General features: G+C 37.5%; 29 protein-coding genes. 9 read left to right on the top strand and 20 right to left on the bottom strand.

All coding sequences use genetic code 11. The features are described 5' to 3' along the window. Window positions 1–4: 4 nt before the first annotated feature. From AAC388_RS07280 to AAC388_RS07250, 7 genes are all read right to left on the bottom strand, one after another. Window positions 5–1297, bottom strand: a complete 1293-nt coding sequence (locus tag AAC388_RS07280; RefSeq protein ID WP_342371415.1) for a terminase family protein — start codon at window positions 1295–1297, stop codon at window positions 5–7. Next, the gene (locus tag AAC388_RS07275; protein WP_342371414.1) at window positions 1257–1772 is read right to left on the bottom strand and encodes a DUF2280 domain-containing protein; all 516 of its coding nucleotides are present in this window, start codon (window positions 1770–1772) and stop codon (window positions 1257–1259) included. Before AAC388_RS07275 ends, AAC388_RS07280 begins: the two co-directional genes overlap by 41 nt. A gap of 58 nt (window positions 1773–1830) precedes the next feature. Next, the gene (locus tag AAC388_RS07270; RefSeq protein WP_342371413.1) at window positions 1831–2472 is read right to left on the bottom strand and encodes a putative metallopeptidase; all 642 of its coding nucleotides are present in this window, start codon (window positions 2470–2472) and stop codon (window positions 1831–1833) included. Continuing rightward, the gene (locus tag AAC388_RS07265; RefSeq protein WP_342371412.1) at window positions 2441–2869 is read right to left on the bottom strand and encodes a hypothetical protein; all 429 of its coding nucleotides are present in this window, start codon (window positions 2867–2869) and stop codon (window positions 2441–2443) included. Before AAC388_RS07265 ends, AAC388_RS07270 begins: the two co-directional genes overlap by 32 nt. A 49-nt stretch (window positions 2870–2918) precedes the next feature. Beyond that, on the bottom strand, window positions 2919–3155 hold the full coding sequence (locus AAC388_RS07260) for a hypothetical protein (RefSeq protein ID WP_342371411.1): 237 nt from the start codon (window positions 3153–3155) through the stop codon (window positions 2919–2921). A gap of 351 nt (window positions 3156–3506) precedes the next feature. Further along, window positions 3507–3734, bottom strand: coding sequence for a hypothetical protein (locus AAC388_RS07255; RefSeq protein ID WP_342371410.1), 228 nt, complete (start codon window positions 3732–3734; stop codon window positions 3507–3509). Window positions 3735–3838: 104 nt separating this feature from the next. Beyond that, the gene (locus tag AAC388_RS07250; protein ID WP_342371409.1) at window positions 3839–4114 is read right to left on the bottom strand and encodes a hypothetical protein; all 276 of its coding nucleotides are present in this window, start codon (window positions 4112–4114) and stop codon (window positions 3839–3841) included. A gap of 929 nt (window positions 4115–5043) precedes the next feature. Between AAC388_RS07250 and AAC388_RS07245 the strand changes: the two genes are divergently transcribed. After that, window positions 5044–5973: a hypothetical protein gene (locus tag AAC388_RS07245; RefSeq protein WP_342371408.1), complete on the top strand. Its 930-nt coding sequence runs from the start codon at window positions 5044–5046 to the stop codon at window positions 5971–5973. 28 nt (window positions 5974–6001) lie between these two features. Here AAC388_RS07245 and AAC388_RS07240 read toward each other — a convergent pair whose 3' ends face one another. From AAC388_RS07240 to AAC388_RS07205, 8 genes are read right to left on the bottom strand one after another with little or no spacing between them, the layout of a single operon-like run. Continuing rightward, window positions 6002–6619 (bottom strand): hypothetical protein, encoded by a 618-nt coding sequence (locus tag AAC388_RS07240; RefSeq protein WP_342371407.1) that lies wholly within the window; start codon window positions 6617–6619, stop codon window positions 6002–6004. 5 nt (window positions 6620–6624) lie between these two features. Continuing rightward, entirely contained in the window at window positions 6625–7032 is a 408-nt protein-coding gene (locus AAC388_RS07235) for a DUF1064 domain-containing protein (protein WP_342371406.1), read from the bottom strand. Continuing rightward, the gene (locus AAC388_RS07230) at window positions 7029–7988 is read right to left on the bottom strand and encodes a helix-turn-helix domain-containing protein (protein ID WP_342371405.1); all 960 of its coding nucleotides are present in this window, start codon (window positions 7986–7988) and stop codon (window positions 7029–7031) included. Before AAC388_RS07230 ends, AAC388_RS07235 begins: the two co-directional genes overlap by 4 nt. Beyond that, a complete protein-coding gene (locus AAC388_RS07225; RefSeq protein ID WP_342371404.1) occupies window positions 7985–8899 on the bottom strand; it encodes a DNA cytosine methyltransferase in 915 nt (304 codons plus the stop codon). The genes AAC388_RS07230 and AAC388_RS07225 overlap by 4 nt, the downstream gene beginning before the upstream one ends. Then, window positions 8896–9189: a hypothetical protein gene (locus AAC388_RS07220; protein WP_342371403.1), complete on the bottom strand. Its 294-nt coding sequence runs from the start codon at window positions 9187–9189 to the stop codon at window positions 8896–8898. Before AAC388_RS07220 ends, AAC388_RS07225 begins: the two co-directional genes overlap by 4 nt. Further along, complete coding sequence (locus tag AAC388_RS07215; protein ID WP_342371402.1) at window positions 9186–9476, bottom strand: hypothetical protein; 291 nt, start codon at window positions 9474–9476, stop codon at window positions 9186–9188. The genes AAC388_RS07220 and AAC388_RS07215 overlap by 4 nt, the downstream gene beginning before the upstream one ends. Before the next feature lie 58 nt (window positions 9477–9534). Then, window positions 9535–9891, bottom strand: a complete 357-nt coding sequence (locus AAC388_RS07210) for a transcriptional regulator (RefSeq protein WP_342371401.1) — start codon at window positions 9889–9891, stop codon at window positions 9535–9537. Between the two features lie 8 nt (window positions 9892–9899). Next, window positions 9900–10088, bottom strand: a complete 189-nt coding sequence (locus AAC388_RS07205) for a hypothetical protein (RefSeq protein WP_342371400.1) — start codon at window positions 10086–10088, stop codon at window positions 9900–9902. Between the two features lie 104 nt (window positions 10089–10192). Here AAC388_RS07205 and AAC388_RS07200 point away from each other — a divergent pair, with 104 nt between their 5' ends. The 8 genes from AAC388_RS07200 (at window position 10193) to AAC388_RS07165 (ending at window position 14330) form a co-directional block, all read left to right on the top strand. Beyond that, window positions 10193–10852 (top strand): LexA family transcriptional regulator, encoded by a 660-nt coding sequence (locus AAC388_RS07200; RefSeq protein ID WP_342371399.1) that lies wholly within the window; start codon window positions 10193–10195, stop codon window positions 10850–10852. A 103-nt stretch (window positions 10853–10955) separates the two neighbouring features. Beyond that, window positions 10956–11894, top strand: coding sequence for a hypothetical protein (locus tag AAC388_RS07195; RefSeq protein WP_342371398.1), 939 nt, complete (start codon window positions 10956–10958; stop codon window positions 11892–11894). Between the two features lie 211 nt (window positions 11895–12105). Next, window positions 12106–12294, top strand: a complete 189-nt coding sequence (locus AAC388_RS07190; protein WP_000812655.1) for a hypothetical protein — start codon at window positions 12106–12108, stop codon at window positions 12292–12294. Window positions 12295–12296: 2 nt separating this feature from the next. Beyond that, on the top strand, window positions 12297–12626 hold the full coding sequence (locus AAC388_RS07185) for a hypothetical protein (RefSeq protein WP_342371397.1): 330 nt from the start codon (window positions 12297–12299) through the stop codon (window positions 12624–12626). 12 nt (window positions 12627–12638) lie between these two features. Then, window positions 12639–13709, top strand: coding sequence for an ATP-binding protein (locus tag AAC388_RS07180; protein ID WP_342371396.1), 1071 nt, complete (start codon window positions 12639–12641; stop codon window positions 13707–13709). Beyond that, on the top strand, window positions 13697–13909 hold the full coding sequence (locus AAC388_RS07175) for a hypothetical protein (protein WP_063099080.1): 213 nt from the start codon (window positions 13697–13699) through the stop codon (window positions 13907–13909). Before AAC388_RS07180 ends, AAC388_RS07175 begins: the two co-directional genes overlap by 13 nt. Further along, a complete protein-coding gene (locus tag AAC388_RS07170) occupies window positions 13906–14049 on the top strand; it encodes a hypothetical protein (RefSeq protein ID WP_004642101.1) in 144 nt (47 codons plus the stop codon). The genes AAC388_RS07175 and AAC388_RS07170 overlap by 4 nt, the downstream gene beginning before the upstream one ends. An 11-nt stretch (window positions 14050–14060) precedes the next feature. After that, on the top strand, window positions 14061–14330 hold the full coding sequence (locus tag AAC388_RS07165) for a hypothetical protein (protein WP_063099081.1): 270 nt from the start codon (window positions 14061–14063) through the stop codon (window positions 14328–14330). Between the two features lie 5 nt (window positions 14331–14335). On the opposite strand, the gene AAC388_RS07160 is transcribed toward AAC388_RS07165, so the two are convergent. The 5 genes from AAC388_RS07160 to AAC388_RS07140 form a co-directional block, all read right to left on the bottom strand. Then, the gene (locus AAC388_RS07160) at window positions 14336–15598 is read right to left on the bottom strand and encodes a tyrosine-type recombinase/integrase (RefSeq protein ID WP_342371395.1); all 1263 of its coding nucleotides are present in this window, start codon (window positions 15596–15598) and stop codon (window positions 14336–14338) included. A 768-nt stretch (window positions 15599–16366) separates the two neighbouring features. Continuing rightward, window positions 16367–17395: a spore coat U domain-containing protein gene (locus tag AAC388_RS07155; protein WP_078221034.1), complete on the bottom strand. Its 1029-nt coding sequence runs from the start codon at window positions 17393–17395 to the stop codon at window positions 16367–16369. Further along, a complete protein-coding gene (locus AAC388_RS07150) occupies window positions 17386–19794 on the bottom strand; it encodes a fimbria/pilus outer membrane usher protein (RefSeq protein WP_342371562.1) in 2409 nt (802 codons plus the stop codon). Before AAC388_RS07150 ends, AAC388_RS07155 begins: the two co-directional genes overlap by 10 nt. Before the next feature lie 40 nt (window positions 19795–19834). Continuing rightward, window positions 19835–20542, bottom strand: coding sequence for a fimbria/pilus periplasmic chaperone (locus AAC388_RS07145; RefSeq protein ID WP_069124283.1), 708 nt, complete (start codon window positions 20540–20542; stop codon window positions 19835–19837). A gap of 83 nt (window positions 20543–20625) precedes the next feature. Beyond that, on the bottom strand, window positions 20626–21156 hold the full coding sequence (locus tag AAC388_RS07140) for a spore coat U domain-containing protein (protein ID WP_005068793.1): 531 nt from the start codon (window positions 21154–21156) through the stop codon (window positions 20626–20628). Window positions 21157–21534: the final 378 nt, after the last annotated feature.

Genomic DNA, 21534 nt, shown 5'->3' with positions numbered 1-21534 from the left:
TTGTTTAATGAGAATAACCAGCGATCTTGCGCCGTTTAAATACTTTCTGAATGATGATTGGGAACCGCTTAGCTAATGGGTAACCACCAGCATCCCCCACGTGGTCCAAACCAGCACTTTTATCTGGCATTCCAAAATCATCATAGACTTGCTGTTCTAAAGTAGCCGTAAAGTTAGGGCACTTATTTGTGTTCACTTTTAAGTGTCGTTCACCCTCGGCATTTAGGATTTGTGCATTAACAGCAGTAATACGATCTTTAATTCCGGGATTCACACCATTCACTTCCACTTTGAATCCATTTTTCTTTAAGATTGCATGATCTGATTCACTGAAGTTCTTTGAAGATGTTGCCTGACCTGAAGCATCTGGAATCACGGTAATATCGTGATCTGGAAAGCGTTCATTAATCAATTGACACATGGTCGGTGTATCTCTCACTCCAACCAGTTCATCTAAAGCTCTTGGCTTCCCTTCTCGAATGACATAAACCACAGCAGCCATCTTAAGTACGTTAAAGTCCATTCCTATGAGTAAAGGTTCACCTTTCTTAATTTCTTCATCTGTGTGGTTTAGAACACGATCAAAGTCCGGGTAAACAGCACCGCTGGTTAAATTGACAAACTGCCCTCTTAGATAAGCTGAAATTAATTGCGGCGGATAAGACTCATAAAGTGATGATATGTAGTCATCTGGAAGATTAGCTTCATTGTCATAAGTTGAAGCTTGAATCATTCCATAGAGCTTACGCTTAGCCTCTGATTTATTTGCCTCTTTAACAAATTGCTCGTATGTAAACTTAAAACCTTCAGGTGTAGTGGCCACATCAATACCGTTGAGCAAACCAGCTTGCTTGTAACGCATACGTGCGATGATCTTACGCCAAGCCTGTTGAGCTTTGACCTTGGCCATAACATCAAGTTCATCAATCAAGGCGTGGCCAATTTTAAAACCTACAATTGTTGCTGGTTTCTCCATAGACCGGCAAATGATTGTCGTTCGATATTGCCGACCATAATAGATATCCACCTCTTTATTGGTTTCATAAACCTTAGTTTTAAGCCCCCAATCGAAAGCAACCTCTTCAATAGTTGGAAAGAAAATGTCGCGAATCTGCGGGTAAGTTGGAGCAAAATAACCTAAAGGTACTTTTGGGAATTCCCAAGCTTTGTTGCATAAACTGGAGCATCCAACCCAAGTCTTTCCCGATCCAAAGCCAGCGACAAATGCGCGGAACTTCTTTTCCATCTGCAAAAAATTAGCCTGAGGTACATTCAGTGTCGGATTGATGTTCGGCATCTTTTTTACTCGCATCTACAACTTGAATAGTTACCTTGACTGGTGTTGGATCTTCATCACCTTCACCCTCTCTCAACTTTTCAATCTCAAGTTGCTTTAACTCAAGATTTAAAAGCATGAGGTCGTAACCCTGCATTTCTTCCCTAACCTGTTTAATAACCCCTTGCTTCATAAGCCTGTTGTTCTTCCAGTCTTCATAGATCTTCTGAAGCTCTTTGAGTCGGTAAGCTTTATTAGCTAAAGGGATGTCATAAACATTCTTTTGAAAATCTGCCCTGGTCTTATTAAACAAAGTAGTAAGTTTCTTACTTAAGTTTTTACCTGCTGGTTTTGTTGGATCATATGCCGCCACTTGTTGCCTTAGAATTTCGACTCCAAATTCTTGTTTTACAGCATCTGCAACCTGCTGAGGGGTATCAAAGCAAGCAAGAGACTGAACTATAAAGATTTTTATAGGCTCTTTAAGTGTTGTCATAATTGCCCCTTCGTAAAACTACGTAAAACAAAATAGGCAAAAAAAAGAGCCATTCGGCTCAGTTGATTACGCAGTTTCCGCAGCATCTTGAAATATCTAGATCCGAAACAAACGGCGGATTCTTGGCGACTTCAATAAGCCGCTTAACGTTCTTGCTTGGTCCATAACGTTTAACTACACCAATAAACTCTTCAACATCATGACCAGCTAAATAATGTTTAGGTAGCCCCGTATTATCGCTATAAAGGATCTCGCCATCTTCGTCTTTCATAACGCCAATGTGATACAGCTCATGTTCAAGCAAATAACAAAATTCAGTATCGTTAGCCCGTTCACAAAATGAAGCATCGACTGTAATTAAGTATGTTGGAACAGCTCCGAACCAATCACGCATTTGTTGCTCTTGACGAGCTTTGCGCCAGCCACCGACATTAAACATAACTTTTTCACACTGGCCTAATACCATAGCTTGTTTGCTTTTATAAGCAGAAGAAGCCCAAGCAAATGCCAAGAACTCTTCTTTATCATGCAATAGCTCAGCAATATGATCATGATCAGGGTTATGAAGAGGTCCACCAATCGTTAAATAATTAGCGATAACCCACTTCTTTAAATCTGGTGCTGGAGTTATACGGATTGCTTCCTCTTCTTCAGCTTGATCAATAAAGTCAGTTGGAGGAAATGGTCGGATCTGTTCCATCTTCAATTCTCGCTAATTCACTTTTAATCAGGTTAATTGCATAACCTGATTCAATTTGATGAGGTTCAAGACGCTCAAATTCATACCCTCGATCTAGAGCTAGATCATATTTACTCAGTGCGTTTGCTACTTTTGTGCCGCCGCGACCAACTGCCCAAGGACTGCCAGCAATTTCTATAAGAAGATTCAACTTCACAATATAAAAATCGAAACGCCAATTTTTAGTTGATTCAAATTGAAATTTTCTTCGATATCCAATTCGATGCTCTTCTAGTTCTTGAAATAAAGTTTCTTCAGCTTCAAGATATTTTTCTTTAGCCTTAGGCAATGGTCTAGATTTGGGTTTCGTTTTAGGTTCTTTTTTTCGTGTAAGCCAAAAGTATTCTTTATCGTCCATATTTTACCCATTAAAAAACCTCCCATAGGAGGTTCATTTTCATTGATACTCAATCAAAATAATGATCAATATTGAAGTATTTCTTTATATAAGCATTTGCCTGAATTCCTTCATCAAACTTCACTTCAATAGATTTTACATTTGGAGCTTTTGTAGTACTTTGTTGAGTTGGTCCATGGTCCTTTAAAGTAATATTAATAACATAAGAACCTGACGCTTTACCAAATGAGGCTCCAAAGACCTCATCTGCATTAATACATGTACCATTTTTCAAATCGATAAACATAGCTACCACCCTTTTTTGATTGAAGTTATAAATTATTCTATTAAAACAAAAAATAATAGCTTATTTATAAACTTGTTTTTTGTTATAATTCATAAACTTAAAATGTAAAGTAATTTTTTATATATTATTATTATTTGCTATATCTTTAAGTCTTTTTAGATAAGTTCAATTTTTCAATTGTCAAAAAAAATCGCTCATCTAATTGAGCGATCTGTTCAGTACTTAATCCTTTCGTTGTATAGCTTCACAAATGGATAAGCTCTCTTTGGAGCTATCCAATTTCATAAGGGATTTTTTGAAATTCAGTCATACTTACTCCAACTAGGCAATAAAAAACCACCCAAGAGTGGTTTAAATTAGTTCTCTTTTGGCTATAAAAAATAGATATCCATCTTTCCGATCTATATCTACATTTGTATTTGAACCTTCAAAATATTTGAGTACATCCATTTGAACATTCTTTTCAAACAAGTTAGCTGGTTCTTCAATAATGAATGGATTACTAATATTATCCAAACCACAATTAATTTGACCTATCACTTCAATAGCTGAGAAATTTTCGAAAGCTTTAGCGCCCATTTGTAAAGTCCTTCTTGATCAATATATCACCACTATAATAAAATATTTCATCAGTCCCTGCGCTCAAACTCAGCAATTGGCGGGACTGTAAAGAAATTTAACCATTAGCTTTCCAGAAAATTATCAAGGGCTTTTTCAAGATTTTGAATTTCATTACCATCTATTCGACCATGATAACCATTTAAATAAATTAGATATCTTGTCTCATTTCTATCCAAGAAGTGATACCAAATAGAATCATTACTAACCTTTCCTGAAGCTACATCTACGCCACTATCATTAATAGTATTTGGATATGATGGAGTTATACCATCATCATTAAATTGCAGTTTAAATGAACCATCTAATTGTCGTGTTGTTTCTAACCGGACTAATTTCATACAAACTATACCATTATCAAACTTGCTTAATAATGAGGTTTTTTTATTCAATTTGCAACAACAAAATTAACGTAAGCCATTGTATTCTCAATAGTAAATTAATTTACTTCAATCTTAATAGAATAAAATAAAAGCCCCGCCAATAATCGATATTTAGCGGGGCCCTTTTGTGCCGTAATAACCTCAGCAAATTAAAATAAAAATATTAAAAGACCCACATCTAGATAAGAAATGGGTCATTAAATGAAAAACTTTCGACGTAATATTATTTACTCATAATAAAAGGGTAAAAGCTGATCAAGTTACTTGATCGAAGAAATAATATTAAATCCACCCTTTTTTTGAACATGTTGCGCATGGTGTACAGAAAATACACCCAGGAGTATGGTTATGAATACTATCGTGATATCTTCCTTCTCCCCTACACTTATGGCATAAAGTTGCATTATCTGGTATCACCCCTGTCCCCTTACATCCTTCGCATTGAGTACAAAAAATGCATCCAGCTGTATGAGGTTGAGGACTACGATGAACTTTACCAGCACCTTTACATTGAAAGCATGCTTTAGGCATTTTTATCTCCATTATTTTATTATTATTTAATTAATTTAGAACTTTAATATAAATTCAGCTATTTATCCTTTGTAACTAAAAATTAAAAAAACATATAACATCTTTTAATATAAATTTTGTCTTATTAGTTTTTAGAAATTTTAGTATGGATAACATAAAAAAAGCTCACCGATTGGCAAGCATTTAATTTTGTCTGGCATGTATTAGATACACTTTTCCAGTATGGGAAAAATGTACCCTAAATTTGCAGGTCATTCAAGCAAATTATTTTTCAACATTTTATTGACTATTTTTTAACCAAGTTATTTAATTAATATAAACATTAAAAAGTTACAACAATAAAAAAGGGGAAATACATGAAAAAAATGGCAATGATGCATCTTTCTATTTTAGCAGCATGTCTCATATTTTCAGGTTGTGCCGTTAATTATAACGGAATAACCAGTAGCTCAAATTCTGGCAACAGTCATGTTGCTAACAATGCAACCGTACCTGTTTGGAAAACTAAATCTGATGGAAGTCATCTACCTGATCCAGATAAGAAGGACTTTTATACTCGCTCATTTACGGACAGCTTTGGCTTAAAAGAAACTTATCCCTCAAACAATCAAGCACCTAGGGCTTATTTACTAATGACTGATAAATTTGAAATAGGACATTTGACAAAAAGGGCTAAAAATCTTGCACTTTGTCAAGGATTTATGGATTTACCATTTGCTTATCAAGTACTAAAAAAAGAAAATGCCCCTAAACTGGACGATCAAGTGATTACATACATGTATGTAAAAAATCTTGATTACCCCTTCCCTACAACTCCACCAACATGTAATACATTTATTGATAAAGTATATGATTACAAATTAGCTAAAGAAGAAATTACACGTATTCTAGGCCAACATCCAAAAGGAAAAGCTCCATATATTGTTTTAATTGAGAGTAAAACAAGTCCACGCTCTTCAATGGTATTAAGTTTAGGAGACTTAAGCGCTGGATCAATTAGAGTGTTAGCAAGAAAGTGGCCAATTTTAATTAGGAATGTTTATCTCCATGGTGCAGCTATAGATCCTACAATTGGAATATCCATGACAATTGATAATGATCCTGAATTAATTGAATCTGAGAAACAAGCTATAAGAGATAAAATTTCTATCCTTACTAAATCTTTAACTTGTGGCGCTGCGCTAGCTGGCACAACTATTACATATGCATCTTTATTGGCGACCCCAGCATGTACGAAAGCTGTTCAGCAGACTGCAGAATTATTAGGTTATTCTTCTCCAGTATAAAATTTGTATGAGGAGTCTAATAGACTCCTCATAAATCGTATTCTTCAACTTCATATTTAAAGTATTTTCTTAAATGCATATCTAATTCCATATACCAATCTAACAATATTTCCGTAGCACAGGATTCTATTGGTAAATATGTTTGAAGATACGTTTGTCTTGTAACCTCTAAATTAGATAGTTTGTGCTTTTCTGTTTGTGTATAAGCTTCTAAACCAAATCTACAAGCAGAGCATGGTTTATAAGTCTCTCCTGCTTTTTCTAATCTCAACCCTTTACATTTTTGACAAGAACGACGTTTAAATAAAAATTGTGTAATAGCAGATCTTGATACTCCTTTTGCAACCTCTTTTGGTTTTGTCTTAGTGAATTTAATATTCTTCTTTTGTAAGACTAAACGCACCTCAGTAACTAAAAAGTTTTGCAACAAAGCAAAATGACGGTCTCCTACTTCAGTACTTCTTACTAATGCCCACAACAACGCAGTTACATGTGCTGGCATTCCTTGCATCATCATTGCAGCTGGATTGTTACCACCTTTTTTAATTCCAGTTCCTACAACTGCCTCTTTAAAACCATCCATTGTTTTTTGGGCTAAATCGAGAAGTGAAAAACCACCGTGCTTTACTTCAATATTAATATTCATTGGTTTTAAACCTCTCTTACATCAATGTTGTGAACTGTTTTCATTAAATGCTTTTTGTTTCGGTAACTAGGCAATTTTCGTGTTGCAACGGACTTAACATCCTCAACAATGTATTCACCATTGATAAGGTAGTAACTGAAATCAGCAAAATACCTAAGTGCAGGTTTAGCTCGTTTCTCCCCTTCGATTTTTGTCTTAGGTGCCAATTCAAATTTCGTGTGATGCTGCAAATCTTTAATTTCACCTCGTTGTTGTAGAGCCTTTAGTTCGATATACCGTTTGTATTCTTTAGCGCTGTCAAAAGTCATTCCATCCAACTTAATTTTTAAAGCATTAAACTTGTTGCGCCCCTTTTTAACTTTTTCAGATTTCGGACATGTTGTACGGTATTCAGCAAGGCTCATTGATGTCATGCTGCCCCCTTTCCAGTGAAACCAACTTGAATGAGATAAGGCATTAATTTCTGTTGTTGCTGAGGATCACTAAGTTTTACGGCGATTCGTGCTGCAAGTTGTTCATAGCTTTCGTTACCTTCAGCGTATTTGCTTGCAAACTCTGGATGAACAGAAAGTTTTTGAGCAAATGAGTAAATCTGTTTTGAACTGAGCGTGTTTGATTCTCCCTGCGGGACTCGAACCTGTGTTCTAGTATTTGAAGTTTTAACTTGTCCACGAGCTTGGTATTTGCCACATGCGTTGATTAACCAATCTGCAAAGTGGTAGTTCATGAGTTCATCACAAAGATTCTTCTCTGCGTTGTAGAGTTCAAATGCACGTAACTCTCGATCGAACCAAGTCGCGTTTTTGATCTGCTCGTAAGTTTCCTGATCAGTTGCCAAACGAATTTCTTCACCAAGTTTTTTCAAACTCAACCATGTTTTTTTATTTTTAGATTCTTCTGATAGATTCTTTGGTAGATTCCGTGTCCCAACGTTGGTACTGTTTAATGGGATTGTTGGTACTCTTTCCTCAGAACAATGGGACTGTTCCGTTGTTGGTACTGTTCCAACATTGGTACCCTTTAAATCGGTACTTTCCTGCAGTAAGTATCCCGTTATTGGTACTCTTTTATTTTCACGTCCCAACACACCAATTAATTTATAGATTTTTACTTGTTTGGTTTTACCCGTGCGTTCACCCGTATCGGCGATAAGACCATCTTCAATTAGTTCAGCAATAATCTTCATTACCGTTTTTCGGTCAAGATTAGTGTCGTCTTCTAGGCGTTTAACGCTCGGATAGCATGTATGTTCTTCACCAGCACGATCGGCTAGTGACAATAGGACGAGTCGTTTAAGAGGCTTTAGACTGCCGCCCTTACGATCACTGAATTGGACTTCCCAAGCCCATTTGGTGGCATCTAGGCTCATAGATCTTCCCCTAAAAATTCAAATGCGCTTTTCGCCACAATTGAAACTTGTCCATTTCCAATGGCTTTAAGTCGGTCCACCCGATTGGCCACCCCATCAGCCACTCGACCCAGTTCGGGTTCAATCGCCCACCATTCCCACCCTCTGGTGAAACTGCTGTATTGAGACGGATCTGACGACCCTTCGCTTTGCGTTCGGCTAAAGACTCGTTGCTCCACTTGTTTGCATCGCTCGCAGTTGGAGTCGGAAAGTTCATGACAGCACCCGGTAAGCCGTTTCTCGGATGACGGCTTACATTTCCACGCTTGTTCCAGTCGGATGCTTTTGGGGTTGGCCACATATTGACTACTGTTTCCAATCCTGGTGAATTCCTTAGGAAATCTGCTGGAGACGTTCTTGGTTTCGCATCCGATGCTTTGGGAGTGGGCAACAATCCAGATTCGGTCACGGATATGGGGCGCTCCAAAGTTAGATGCTGAAAAACGTGCCCATTGCGCGTCATACCCCATTTTGGCAAGGTCACTGATGACTCTTGTAAGTCCTCTGGAAACAAGCATTGGTGAGTTTTCCACGAACACGTAGCTAGGTCGTACTTCACCGATAATTCGTGCCATTTCTGACCAAAGGCCGGAACGTTCACCTTCGATTCCTGCTCCTTTTCCTGCAGATGAAATGTCTTGGCACGGAAAGCCGCCAGATATAACGTCAACAATTCCTCTCCATGGTTTTCCGTCAAAAGATGTAATGTCAGACCAAATTGGGAAAGCTTCGAGAATTCCATCATTCTGTCGTTGCGCCAGAACTTGTGCCGCGTAGGCATCACGTTCAACTGCGCACACTGTTCGCCATCCCAAGAGATAAGATGCGAGAATTCCTCCACCAGCGCCCGAGAACAAAGCCAGCTCATTCATTGCATCTCCTTAGGCTTTACATATCCGCCCATGTATTCAATCTTTTGAGCCTTATACAAACTCGTTTCAATTTCCCCAGCCAAATACAAAGTAATGCGGCCTTGGCGAGCAAGTTCTTGTCTAAACTCTTCGCGTGTTATCGCTGCATTGTTTTCGTTGTATCCACGCTTACGGAGATTTGCTTTGTTTCGTTCAAGCATTTTGTTTAGAAGATTAAGAGCTGGCTCATACCATGACTGAATACCTTCTCTCTGCTTATATTCAGGAAGGTGTTTAAATTGTTGATTCATGACACCTCCGCCCGCGCTAATTCTTCTGCAGTTAATCGGCGTTTTAATAGGTTTTCTGCAACAGTGGCATGACGTATATACTGCACTCCAGATGTCCAAACCTTTCCATCGGTATCAGTCATAGAGACATGATCTTCAAGAAAGTCACTTTTTATTTCTATGATGCAGAAAATACTATCGCTACCAAGCGGTCCCATAATGTGGTTTTGAATCACCACCATGTCACCCACTACAAATTCTTGTGAGTTGAGTTCGGTTGGTTGTTCTGATAAATTGTTTGTGTTCATTTGATTCACCTCAATTGAATGCCTATAGACCACTTCTGTTCGCGCAGATAGTGGTTTTTTAATATCCAAGTTTCTCTTTTTGACCGCTGATTTCGTCATGGAAAAGGTCATCCACCGTTTCAATACGGTTCATCCAGCTTTTAGACATCACCAAAAGAGCTGCCACTCTTTCTTTATCAATACTTTGATAATCCTTAGGTACAACCTTTAACCCAAGTAAGCTCAATAGCTCGCAAAACATTTCAATTTCATTCAAGCCATTGTTTTTCTTGTCTGTTTTAAGACGAGTTATGGTGCTTGGATCAACCTTTAATTTTTCAGCAATCTCTTTTTGATTACCTGAATCAAGACCATGCAATATACGAGATGCATCATTTCTGGCGCTTGCAGAGAGTTCAATTGATAATTTGCTCATGGTGGTTCCTAAGCAGTTATTACTTCTAGGTCTGCTTTAAGCTTTCCTTTGGTTTTGACTTGTAAAACGGCTTGAGTTCTAGCCGGTATTCCGTTATTCGCCCACTTCCATAGGGTCACAGTGGAATATCCAGTTTTTTTGGATAACTCTTTTTTATTTTTACAGTCGTGATAATTCATTAAGTCACTAAGATTCATGGTTGCACCAAGTTAACTATAGTTAATAAATGGAATTTACCACTTGTTAACCATAGTTTCAATACGGTGTATTAACATTAGTTAATGTTATTGGAAATATTGTTATGTCTTTACACCAACGCATTAAGCAAAAATTGGATGAGAAAAAGCTAAAAGCTGCCGACCTCGCGCGAGCTACTAAGAAGTCACCAGTTGCTGCAAAAAAATGGCTTGATGGTGTAAGTGTTCCTACTGCTGATAATTTAAAAGTTATTGCTAAGTTCTTAGAAGTTTCTGATGATTGGTTATTATATGGGGGTAAAGAAGAACCAAAAATTGATAATAATATTTCCAAGAAAGCAGCAACGTTAGCCCCTGTACTTTCATGGGTTCAAGCAGGAACCTTTACTAATGTGCAATCAGTTGATCTTTCGCAAGTTGAGGAATGGATCCCTCTTCCTGATGAATGTACTAATTGTTTTTACTTAAAAGTTCAGGGTGTAAGTAATCAGCCAGATTTTCTTGAAGGAGATTACATTCTTGTAGATCCAGATGTTTACTATAGTGACATGCAATCTGGTGATATGGTTGTGGTTCGAAGATTTGAAGATGCAACTTTTAAAAAGCTTGTTATCGAAACAGATGGCTCTCGTTATCTACAGGCTCTAAATCCTAAATTTGAACCAAATATCATTCCTTTGGATGAACATTGTCATTTCGTAGGTCAAGTAGTTGATTGCATGCGATATACATATAGAGCAAAAAGAAGATCGAGACCAAGTTGATATCAAACCGTGTCCCGAAACGGTACTTTAGAATATATCGGGAGAGGAGTGCGACAACCGCTGTCAAACTCATGATGAAACTAAAAATACAGACTGTTAGACTATGACAATAACCAACACAGACCTGATTGATGATGATATGAGTGAGAAATTCCATGTAGTTTATGATGGCAAGGCACTTGAAGAGCACCTTATGGATGTTCGCGATCTTGCGCCTGCTATGATGGCTATAAGTGACCTCTTGACTCATGCCAACAAAGAGATCAATGGGGATAAGCTTGAAATTCAACTAAATGTTAAAGCGAATTTTAAAACAGGTTGTTTTGGAATAGAGTTTGTTGAGCACCTATCTTGGGTTAATCAAATCAAGGATCTATTAGCCGGACCTACTGCAACAGCTTTAGCGAACGCAAGCGGGATTTTGGGCTTAGTTGGTTTTTTTGGTGGTACTACTGCTGGTGTAATTCAAATCTATAAAAAACTTAAAGGTAATCCCCCTGTTAAAATAGAAGAAACAGATGGTAATACAAAAGTTTTTTATTCTGAGACTGAGTATCTAGAAGTTGATAAAAGAGCATTACGCCTCTATCGAAGCAAGGTAATTGCATCTGATATCGAAAAAATGTTAGAGCCATTAAGTAAAGATGGGATTGATTCATTCTATGTTGTAAAGGAAATGAATGATGAAAATATCGAACTTTTCATTGATAAAAAAGAAATTGAATATTTTAAATTTCAAGATATTGATGATCATTTAAGTGAAAGCATTACAGAGACTTTTTTGCAGATTGAATCAATATCCTTTAAAGAGAAAAATAAGTGGCGATTCAATAATGGTGGGTCAACAATTAATGCATCAATTTCGGACGAAGCTTTTTTGCAGAAAATTGATTCTGGATTGCTTCGTTTTGGCAAAGGTGATCTGCTTAAGGTTAAACTAAAGACTATTCAATTTTTAGCTCATACAAAACTTAAAACGGAATTTGAAGTAATAGAAGTTATTGAACATAAAACTACTCAGCAAGAAGAATTTGATTTTTAAAAATCCATCAAAAAAACTCTTTACAACCCACCACGATGGTGGGTTTTCTTTTAATTAATAAAAAATGAATTAAAGTTAATAAATTAAATTAACCATAATTAACTTTATTGTTGACTAAATAATTAACCATAGTTAATATTTATTTCATAGAAAACAAAAAAGCCCCGAAACTTTGGACGGCGACGGGGCTTTGCAAAACTGCGAGGTAAGTATGAAACAAAACCCTATTCCTAGTCAAACCACATCACGCCTATATCAACACCCAACTGTTGAAGAACAGCGCCCTTCTCGTTTCGCGACCATTAAAGCGAATGTCATCGACTTCCTTATATTCATTGCCCTTTCATTCGTTCTTTGGGTAATTGCTGTAGCCGCTGCATCTTGGATGATGGGAGGCTAATCATGAATGCTCAATTCAAGCCACATCCTGATGGTATTAAAGCTTATATCGGCCATGACCGCTTAACTGGTCTCTACTCTGTGCGTATCGGCTGGACTGTTTACGCAGCTAATGCAAACGGCAGTGTGCTGTACACCGTAAAAGGTGAAGTGAAGACACCTTTAAATGTCGAAGAGTTTAAGACGAAACGCCCTAAGGTTTATGCATCCTTAATGAGTGAGATTAGCTTCCAGCGCAAAAAAGCATTAGCAGTTGCTCTAGAACTTAGCAACATCCCTTCATATGACCGCAAAGCTTATAAAAAGAAGTGCGGCTTTACGGGCAGTCGATAGGAGATTTTGAATATGTCAGTTTTCTTTAAAAAAGCAGAACGTAAAAACGCGAAATTACGCTTAGCGATAGCGGGCCCGACTGGTTCAGGTAAAACATACACAGCATTAGTTTTAGCTAAAGGTATTGGTGGTCGTATTGCTGTTGCAGATACTGAAAATAGTAGCGCTGAACTATATGAAGATTTAGTTGAGTTTGAACATGCAAATATTCAACCGCCATACACACCTGAGAAGTTTATTGAGGTCATTAAGGCTGCTGAAAATGCGAACTTCGATACTCTAATTTTGGACAGCATTACACACGAATGGTCTGGTGTAGGTGGTTGTTTGGAAATCGTAGATCAATTAGCGTCGACATCCTTTAAAGGTAACTCTTGGGGCGCGTGGAGTCAGGTTACACCGCGTCATCGCAAATTTATTGACGCAATGCTTCGATCTAGTATCAATATCATTGTTACGATGCGTTCAAAAATGGAAACAGTTCAAACCAACGACAACGGCAAAAAGAAAGTTGAAAAAGTTGGTATGAAGGCTGAACAACGTGATGGTATTGAATATGAATTTACGACGGTCCTTGATCTCACTCATGACAACATTGCTGTAGCAACTAAAGACCGTTTACGTCTATTTTTAGAACCGCGCCAGTTAAGTGAACATGACGGTGTTTTACTAAAACAATGGCTACTTTCCGGATCTGCTAACGCATGTATCACTGGAAACCAGTTTATAGAGCTTGAGCATTTAATGCTGCAGGCTGGCATTGATATTGAAAAGTTCTGTCAAAAGCGGAGCCTTAATAGCTTGCATGATGTGAAACAACAAGTGTTTGAAGAGACCTGTGAAGGTATTAAAAAAATCATTCAGCAGACACAACAAGCTCAGCAAGCAAATGAGCAGCGACTGATTGAACAGCAAGAAAAGACTTTAGAAAGCGAATATCAAATAGCGCTTAAACACATCGAAGCCGCTCAGTCACCTAATGATTTGGACTACTCTGCCAATTATTTCAAAGGGACCAAATACGAGCAGAACATACTTAATGCCTGCACCGCAAAAAAGGACATGGAGGGATGGAGCGCTTAAGTACCTATATCTTTAGGTATGTTGCCAAATTACATGGCAACGGCACTCTAAGAGGTCGTATTGAAGCGACCTCTGCCCTCCACGCCAAACAACGTGTTATGCAGAGCAATGAGCTGATTAAGGATGCTCATATCTCTTTACTCAAGAATCAGGGTTCAGCCCGTAAACAGGCTTTTGAAGCCATGGAGGAATTTATATGAGCTTCCGTTACTCATCCTCAGCTCGAACCCTAATTGTGTTCGGCAACTTGATGAACCATTACTACGACAATGTGAATCCGTCTCAAATCGATAGCTTAGTTGATGAGGCGAAATTTAAAGAAGCGACTTGGAGAAAGTAAGGAGGAGGTAAATGCTAAAAGATTTGAGAAATCTATCAGGTGCAGAACAGCAGGAATATTTAGATCGCTTCATCAAGGCAAATGAAGAACAAAACTTTCCCCAAGAAGTTGTGGCTCTTTATCTGGATTGTTCGCCATGGACATTAGCTAGAATGCGGTGCGATCAATCATCTATGCCATTTTCTAAAATTGGAAGACGTGTCTCATATAAAAAGAAAGATGTATTAAAGTATGAACAAAGCAAGACTGTGCTGAACACAGCACAACTAGCAACGATATAAGGCGGTTATACCGCCTTTATTTCTTTTAACCTTTCCGCCCAAACTGATTGATAGTTAAAGCAATCAATTTTCCCTTGGTAAACCGCCTCAATCATATTCATCGATGCTTTTAATTCCTCATCAGGAATTTGAACATATCCACCTGTAACGTCGACCCTTGGACGAGCAGTGTGATTAAGAAGTCTTTTTGTCACATAGATATTAAATCTTAATAGATTGCATATAGAGGCAAATGTACGACGGAAATCATGCATTGATACGTAATAGTCAACCTGCTCACCAACTCTATTTAATAGTGTATCCACTTTTGTAGCATGCATATTCCAAGAGGTAGGCATCTTCGTTGCCGGGAACACCCAATCGTTTTCTCTTAATAACCAGCGTTCTCGCAAAATACTATGTAAATGATCACCAATTGGAAAAGTATGATCTGTACCGTTTTTGGTATCTCTAAAAGTTAAGGTGCCATTTTTAATATTTACATCACTCCACTTTAAACAACATGCCTCTTGTTTACGGCATCCCGTATACATGCACATCAATACAATATCTCTGTGTGTATTTGATCTTGCTGTATTTTCAAGATTCACCTCATCTTCATAGTTGAGTACTGCGTTGTAATATTTGTGAATAATGTCTTTATGAAGATGCCTATCTCTACTACCAATCTTGTTCCAGCCTCTAGTTACGGAAATGATGTCAACAGGATTGGTTTTAAGAATTGGGTTTTCATCTGTTGAATAAAGGACATGGATGTACTTCCACAAGGTACCCAAAAGAGATACGGATCCATTTGCAGATGATTCACTTATATTTGATACCTCTATAAAACGATCTAAGACTTCCTGTTTGGTAATCTGAAAAAGCTTTCTATTGCCCCACCCTAAATAAAGATCAAAGTATTTGTTGTACTGCTTTATGGTTTTTGGTCTAAAGTCATTTTTTTCAATATAAATTTGAAGCGCTTCATTCACTGTAATATCTAAAGGATTAGAAACACTTTTTAATCTAGTTGGTTTTTCATATTCGTTGTTTGAAATTTTGGCAAGAATCATCTGAGCTTTTGCTCGAGCATTTGTAGCAGGTATATCAGCAGTCTTGCCAATCGTCACCCGAAATAATTCACCTTCATGACGACGTTCAACGATATATGTTTTGCTCTTATTGGTTACCCGAACAGCAAAACCAATGAGTTCTGAGTCTCGATATATTTTTTGACCTTTTTCTGTCAATGGAATAGCATCAACATTAGATTTGTTGAGTTTCATGTCTTAAACCAGTTTTAGCGAACTTTAATTTAAGCATGTTTCTCAACAGTCTACAAATAGTCTACAAGCGCTTTTCAGTCTCAATAAAATACGTCATTATCACTGCATAAGCATTTAATTTTAATAGTATTTATAATTAAACAAAACCTACAGGTATATTATAGAAAAAGTAGAATCCACCGAGTCGAGTTTGGATAGTAAGTGGTTGAAACAATTTATAAACCTGTGTATTTTCATGAGGTTAAAATTCGGGATAGCTGTCACGCATGTAGCCATTTGTCTTTAGTACTACTAAGTATCCACAAATTTCAATTCGTAGATTCACCGAATAAAATACAATTAAACATATCAGAGCATCTCAGCCTTTCAATTTTAACACTTTGTTTTCCAATACAAATCATTAAATTATTGAGAATCGACTTATCTCTATAAGTATTTTTTATTGATAAGAAAGAATAAATAAAGAAAAGAGAACTGTAATTTAATTTGTACAATCTGTTAACTTGTGTAAAAATACATTTAATATTCATAAGGTATATATTTATCAGATGTTTTTTCTTATTTTTTTAATTTGTCTTTTTCTGTTTTTACTCATCCTGAAACAACATTACCGCTAACTACTTATCACCCCTACCTTTTGTTTAAAAAAACCTATCTGCATCTTTTAAATTAGAACAATTAAACACCAAATTTATAGACCACTTTTTAAATGCTAAGTGTTCAACTCAAATCCAAAAAATATACTCAACATAAAATTCCAATAAATTCTTAATAAGTTACTGTAACAACTATCGCATCTGAGTAATTACCTGGAGCTGTTGAAATAGTGGTACCTTGCGGAATTTTTCCATAGACATTTGTACCCTGAGAATTGCCCGAACCTGTTTTAGAAACACCTCCAGAACCTCCAACTGCGCTTACACCACCAGTAGTATCCCATACCGCGCTATAATTCGAGTTCTGATATAACTGATACGGGATGTATTGACCACTACCATTTGTCATCTGCCTAAAGCCACCAGCAATACGGTTATTCCCATCCCCCAAATAAATACTATATGGCAGTCCATTATTACAGGTCGTATTTACCACTCCTTGAGCTGTATAATCACGAGCAGTCTTACCAATATCATTAATATTTCCAAAATCGACATTTGATGTTGAATCTATTTGACACAAACTTGGCACAACATAATTAGCAGTTATAGTGGTATTACCCGAGTCCCAACCTCCACCACTATCGCCCTCACACACAGTGCTAGAGCTTGCTTGCATGTCCCAAAATAGCTGAACCGTGCCAGTATAGGTTCCTTTAGGGTATGCCATGAGCGACCCTGTACGGGCTGGTACTTTTATATTTACAGAGTAACTAATAACATTATTTGAAGCGACTGTTCTTACTGGACCATACCAGACATTTGAATTTTGATTGGTGGTAGAAGACCCAGCCCCACCTACAGTGGCAGTTACCGTATAGGGTAATGAAACACTGTTAATTGCATTTGTGGTTCCCGTAAATACGGTTTTCATACACATATAACCTGAAATTTCTGGTGTTGTACGCCCCCCATAACAACGTATTGTTCCCGTGTATGTCAGAACTGCATCATTGTTAATTGTTGCGGCAGTGTATGTGTATGTACCAGAAGTTGTCCCTGTAACTGTGCAACTTGCATGGGCAGAGTTAAAAAATGTAAAGATCAGGCATAGCAAGCTCATTCCCAAAAAATATTTCAGGATAAATGAAAGACCTTTAAAAGTTGTCGACTGGTTAAAGCTAGCAATATTTATCGACATACATATGGCCCCAATTTTTTAGTTGAGTACTGATTACTGTTATAAGTGAAGTCAACTTGGCATGAGCCATGATCCAGAAGATCAACTTCAAGTTTGTTTTGCTTCAATAGGTTTGGAATAAATACTTCACCGTCATACCCAACCATCCCATTTTGCTGATCATTAATTCGAACGGTATAACCCGGCATCAACGGTGAATTATTTTGATCAACCAGTTTCACTAACCCTGGAATAACCTGATGAGCACCAAAGTCAACCAAAGTTCCTTGACGGTAACCCACAAACGCTGTCTGATTCGTAGAGCTAACTTCCCACTTTAAAGGTAAATATGATGGGTCTAGGTAGATATGATGAGACATGTAGGGTCTTAAATTTGCAATTAAGAATCGGCCAGACTTATCGGTCGCACCTAAATTAACACCACCATTTAAAATTTGACTTTGTGGCCCAGCATTAGTTACGACCGCATAGCCGTCTCCAATTTCATTGGCCGCAAAGATACGTCCCGCCGCCGCAACCAATGAGCCCGTCGCCGAAAGTGCAATCTGATCATTATCCCCAAATCGGTTATAGCGTCCCGTCAGGTAAGCTGCCCGAGCACGGTAAGACGCATAGACCGATGCATTGTTTTCATTTGCATCCTGATCTCGCTCAACATAACCGCCCCAGCCAAATGAACCAATTTGTGGTTCTGATAATCCGAATATTTCTTGGCGGTACCGTAGGCTACCACTATCACTAGATACACTCGTGATCGCATTCACTTTACTGGACGGGGTATATCGCAGCGCAAAGTAAACTCCATAGTCCTTGTGGTTTTCATAATCTTTATACGCTGATGCATAAAAACCCCAGTTCTTGTCCAGACTTCCGCTTAAATTGGTAGACAGTAACTTGTAAGAGTTGTCGCTATATTTAATCTGGTTATAGCCCAGATAAAGCCCATAGCCTGCATAAAAGTTATAATTAATCCCTGCCCTAAAAATCTCATCTGCCAGTGCGCTGTAGTTCAGGTAGTTCTGTGACTCGGCATTGATCTGGTTATCTTTTAAATATCTCACTTGAGATACACGGGCTAGGTCAAAATAGTTATCAAATACTTTGCGGTAACTGGTGTTAAATGAAATGTTCTTACTGATGCGCCCTTCTAAACCCAGCAAGGCAGAATAACCGTTTTCATCTTTATACTGACTTGCTGCAATGTCGGCATTGATCACCCCAATACCCAAAACATTCTTGGCAAATCCTGTACCGAGGTTCGATAACCCATCTGTTGAAGCCTCTGCGCCACCGCTTAAGGTCAGTGAGTTACTGTAACCGTATCGGATCGCACCTGAGGCAAAAGTGGCATCATCATAATCGTTTGAATACAGTCCATAGTTGTAGCGTGGAACCCCCACATCTACTGAAAACTCATTTATACCTTTTGCCAGAATCTTGGAGGAAAAATAGTACGGCTTTTTGGTAATGCTCTGCTGTCCCGTTGCATCGGTAGTCACAAGGGTGACTTCATTTCCTGAAATAAATGGAAGTTGTTTAATATCAAATGGACCAGATGGCACTAGACCTGAATAAATCTTTTGCTGGTTGACGTATAAATCCAGTGTTGAAGGCAGTGCTGCCGAGCCTGAAAATTGCGGTAGTGCCGAGGTAACAAGATCACCTCGTTGAGTATAAGCACTCGACCACTGGAAACCGGCAAGACGGACACTACTGCCCCAGTCTGGGCTATTGGAAATAAAGTCCCCTAGGGTATATATCCTGATCTTTTCAGGGTCAACATATTGCCACTTACTTTCTAGGCGCACCCACTTTTCATGGCTATAGCTAGTTTCATTACTACCGTTGTATAAAACGCCTGAAGAAAAGTTACCGATTGCACTGTTAAAGATCCCTTCTGCCGAACCAGAGAAAACATTCTCATCATTGGTTATGGTGTTATACAGACTGTAATTCAGAATGGCTGCGTTTAAAGGTTTCATCTTTAGCAAATGTGGGCTAGTGATCTGCTGACCATTGAGGTCCACTGCATAGCCTGTCAACATATCCGATGGAACTTTTAAGTTTAGAGACTGCTCATTCTCGAGATATTTAAACTGGATTCCGTTAAAATCATTAATACACACCCACTGGTTATCTGGGATATGTTCATCCATTTTTAGTCTTAAAGTTTTTAAATCACGAGAGCGGATATATAGTTTTCTATCTTGATCCTGCCGTACCGATATTAAATCCTTAGAAATATTTGAGTTAACAGAAATATTTAAAAATAGCTGGATATATCCCTGATCAGAACCAAATGCCTGATGAGCAGAATTCGGAACTTCCGGAATACTTGGTAAGACAGCATTGGTACTATCTTGTAATGATTCAGCAGCAGCATGAATCGGCAAGTACATCACACATAAGGCACTTACGATATATTTCATATGTGCCTCTTTAAAGAGATGTTTGCTTACCGTTAATATTTAATGAAATATTATATTTATGATCTGCTTGAAATTTAAAATCAGGACTAATATTAAATTTTCTCGATTTCCCAGCAAGAATATAACCATTCACGGTGTTTACTTTAATGGGATAGCTTTTATTTGCTGTTGTATCCACAAGTATTAAGTTATTTAAAAGCGCATGCCGATTACCAAGATTACTTATGGTGAGATAAGCGTTATTTTGTTCTTGTTGTATTGACCAATTCAGTTTAGTAATCGCATCTTTATTGACGACAAATACAGGTAATGACGAACGTAGTAGTACGTTAACCCCTTGATCAGCTTTACGACTATCAATCGGTTTTGGTAACTCATCAATAATAATACGATAAGTTTTTTCACCCGAAACAGGTTCTGGGTTAATTCTAACTACACGTAAGTTATAAGAGTCACTAGGTTGTAGTTTTAGAAATGGTGGACTAATTACAATCTCATCCGTAGGGATTAACTGATCTTGACCAGCATTTTGTCTCCATTCAAATACACGCACCTGCAAATCAGCACTTTCATTTGACTGGTTATATAAACTAATGGAAGATGCAGCCTGATCACTCAATATTTCAACACTAACAGGTGAAAGGCGGATTGATGCTGCATTTAGCATACTAGGCAAAAATAACAATAAACTTGTCACAACAAAGATATTTTTTTTCATGATTTGCCCAGAACTACTTTTCTCAAATTGAGCTAGCTCCTTTAAAAAAGAGCTAGCAATGACGCAATAAAACTTATTAAAAATTAATAAGTCACTGTTACAGTCACAGTGTCAACATAGCTACCTGCACTTGGTAAAGTTGAGCCAGCAGGAATACGACCATAGACGTTAACTGTTTGTGCTGCACCAGTACCAGTACCGCTATATGCAGTTGTTGCAATACCAATTGCTGTTGCACGGTTAGTATCTGAGAAAAGGTTGTAAGGAATGTATTCGTTGCTAGCCGCCCCACCAATCATACGACGTTGTGTCGATTGAGCATTTTTCCCTGCATCAAAAGCCAAAGTCCATGGCACAGTGTTGTTACATAACACTTTAATTGCAGTCCCACCTGTTGTTGTGGTGTCTGCATCTACATTGCTCGCAAGCGAACTTAACGTACCAAAGTCTAAAATTGCATTTGACGTAGTACCTGTTGCAGAAGTGTTGAGAACACAACTGTTTGTAATCGTTGCTTTAACAGTTAGTGTACCGGTTGCGTTAGCTGCATTTGCAACATTGATAGACGTTAAACCCATAGCAATTGCTGATAAACAAATGAGAGACTTATTCATGGTTAAAAACCTTTTTACATTACGCCAATAAAATTAATAGATGTAAAAATTAGCCTTCCCCATCACAATCACTAGTTCTTCTGACTGTTTTTTCAAAGCGTTATTTTTTTACTCTACTAGTTGCGCATAATACAAAAAAACAACAAAAACACTAATGTTTGTTTCATTCTAAATATCAATTAATAATCAAAATTTTGATTGATTTCTCAATTATAAAAATTTTTATGGTTAACCCCACTCTTTTTATTAATTTTCGATAATTTTATTTACATTTTCATTAGTTTTTCTAAAAAATTTTAATTTTTCATTAGTTAAAATTTACCATAACTATTCATATTTTATAATTTTTTAAAGTTTGGTCAAAAAAATAAGAACAAA

The organism is Acinetobacter sp. D009 (genome assembly GCF_038562025.1).
Taxonomy (GTDB): Bacteria; Pseudomonadota; Gammaproteobacteria; order Pseudomonadales; family Moraxellaceae; genus Acinetobacter; species Acinetobacter pittii.
This window is presented reverse-complemented; position numbering and strand designations above follow the sequence as displayed.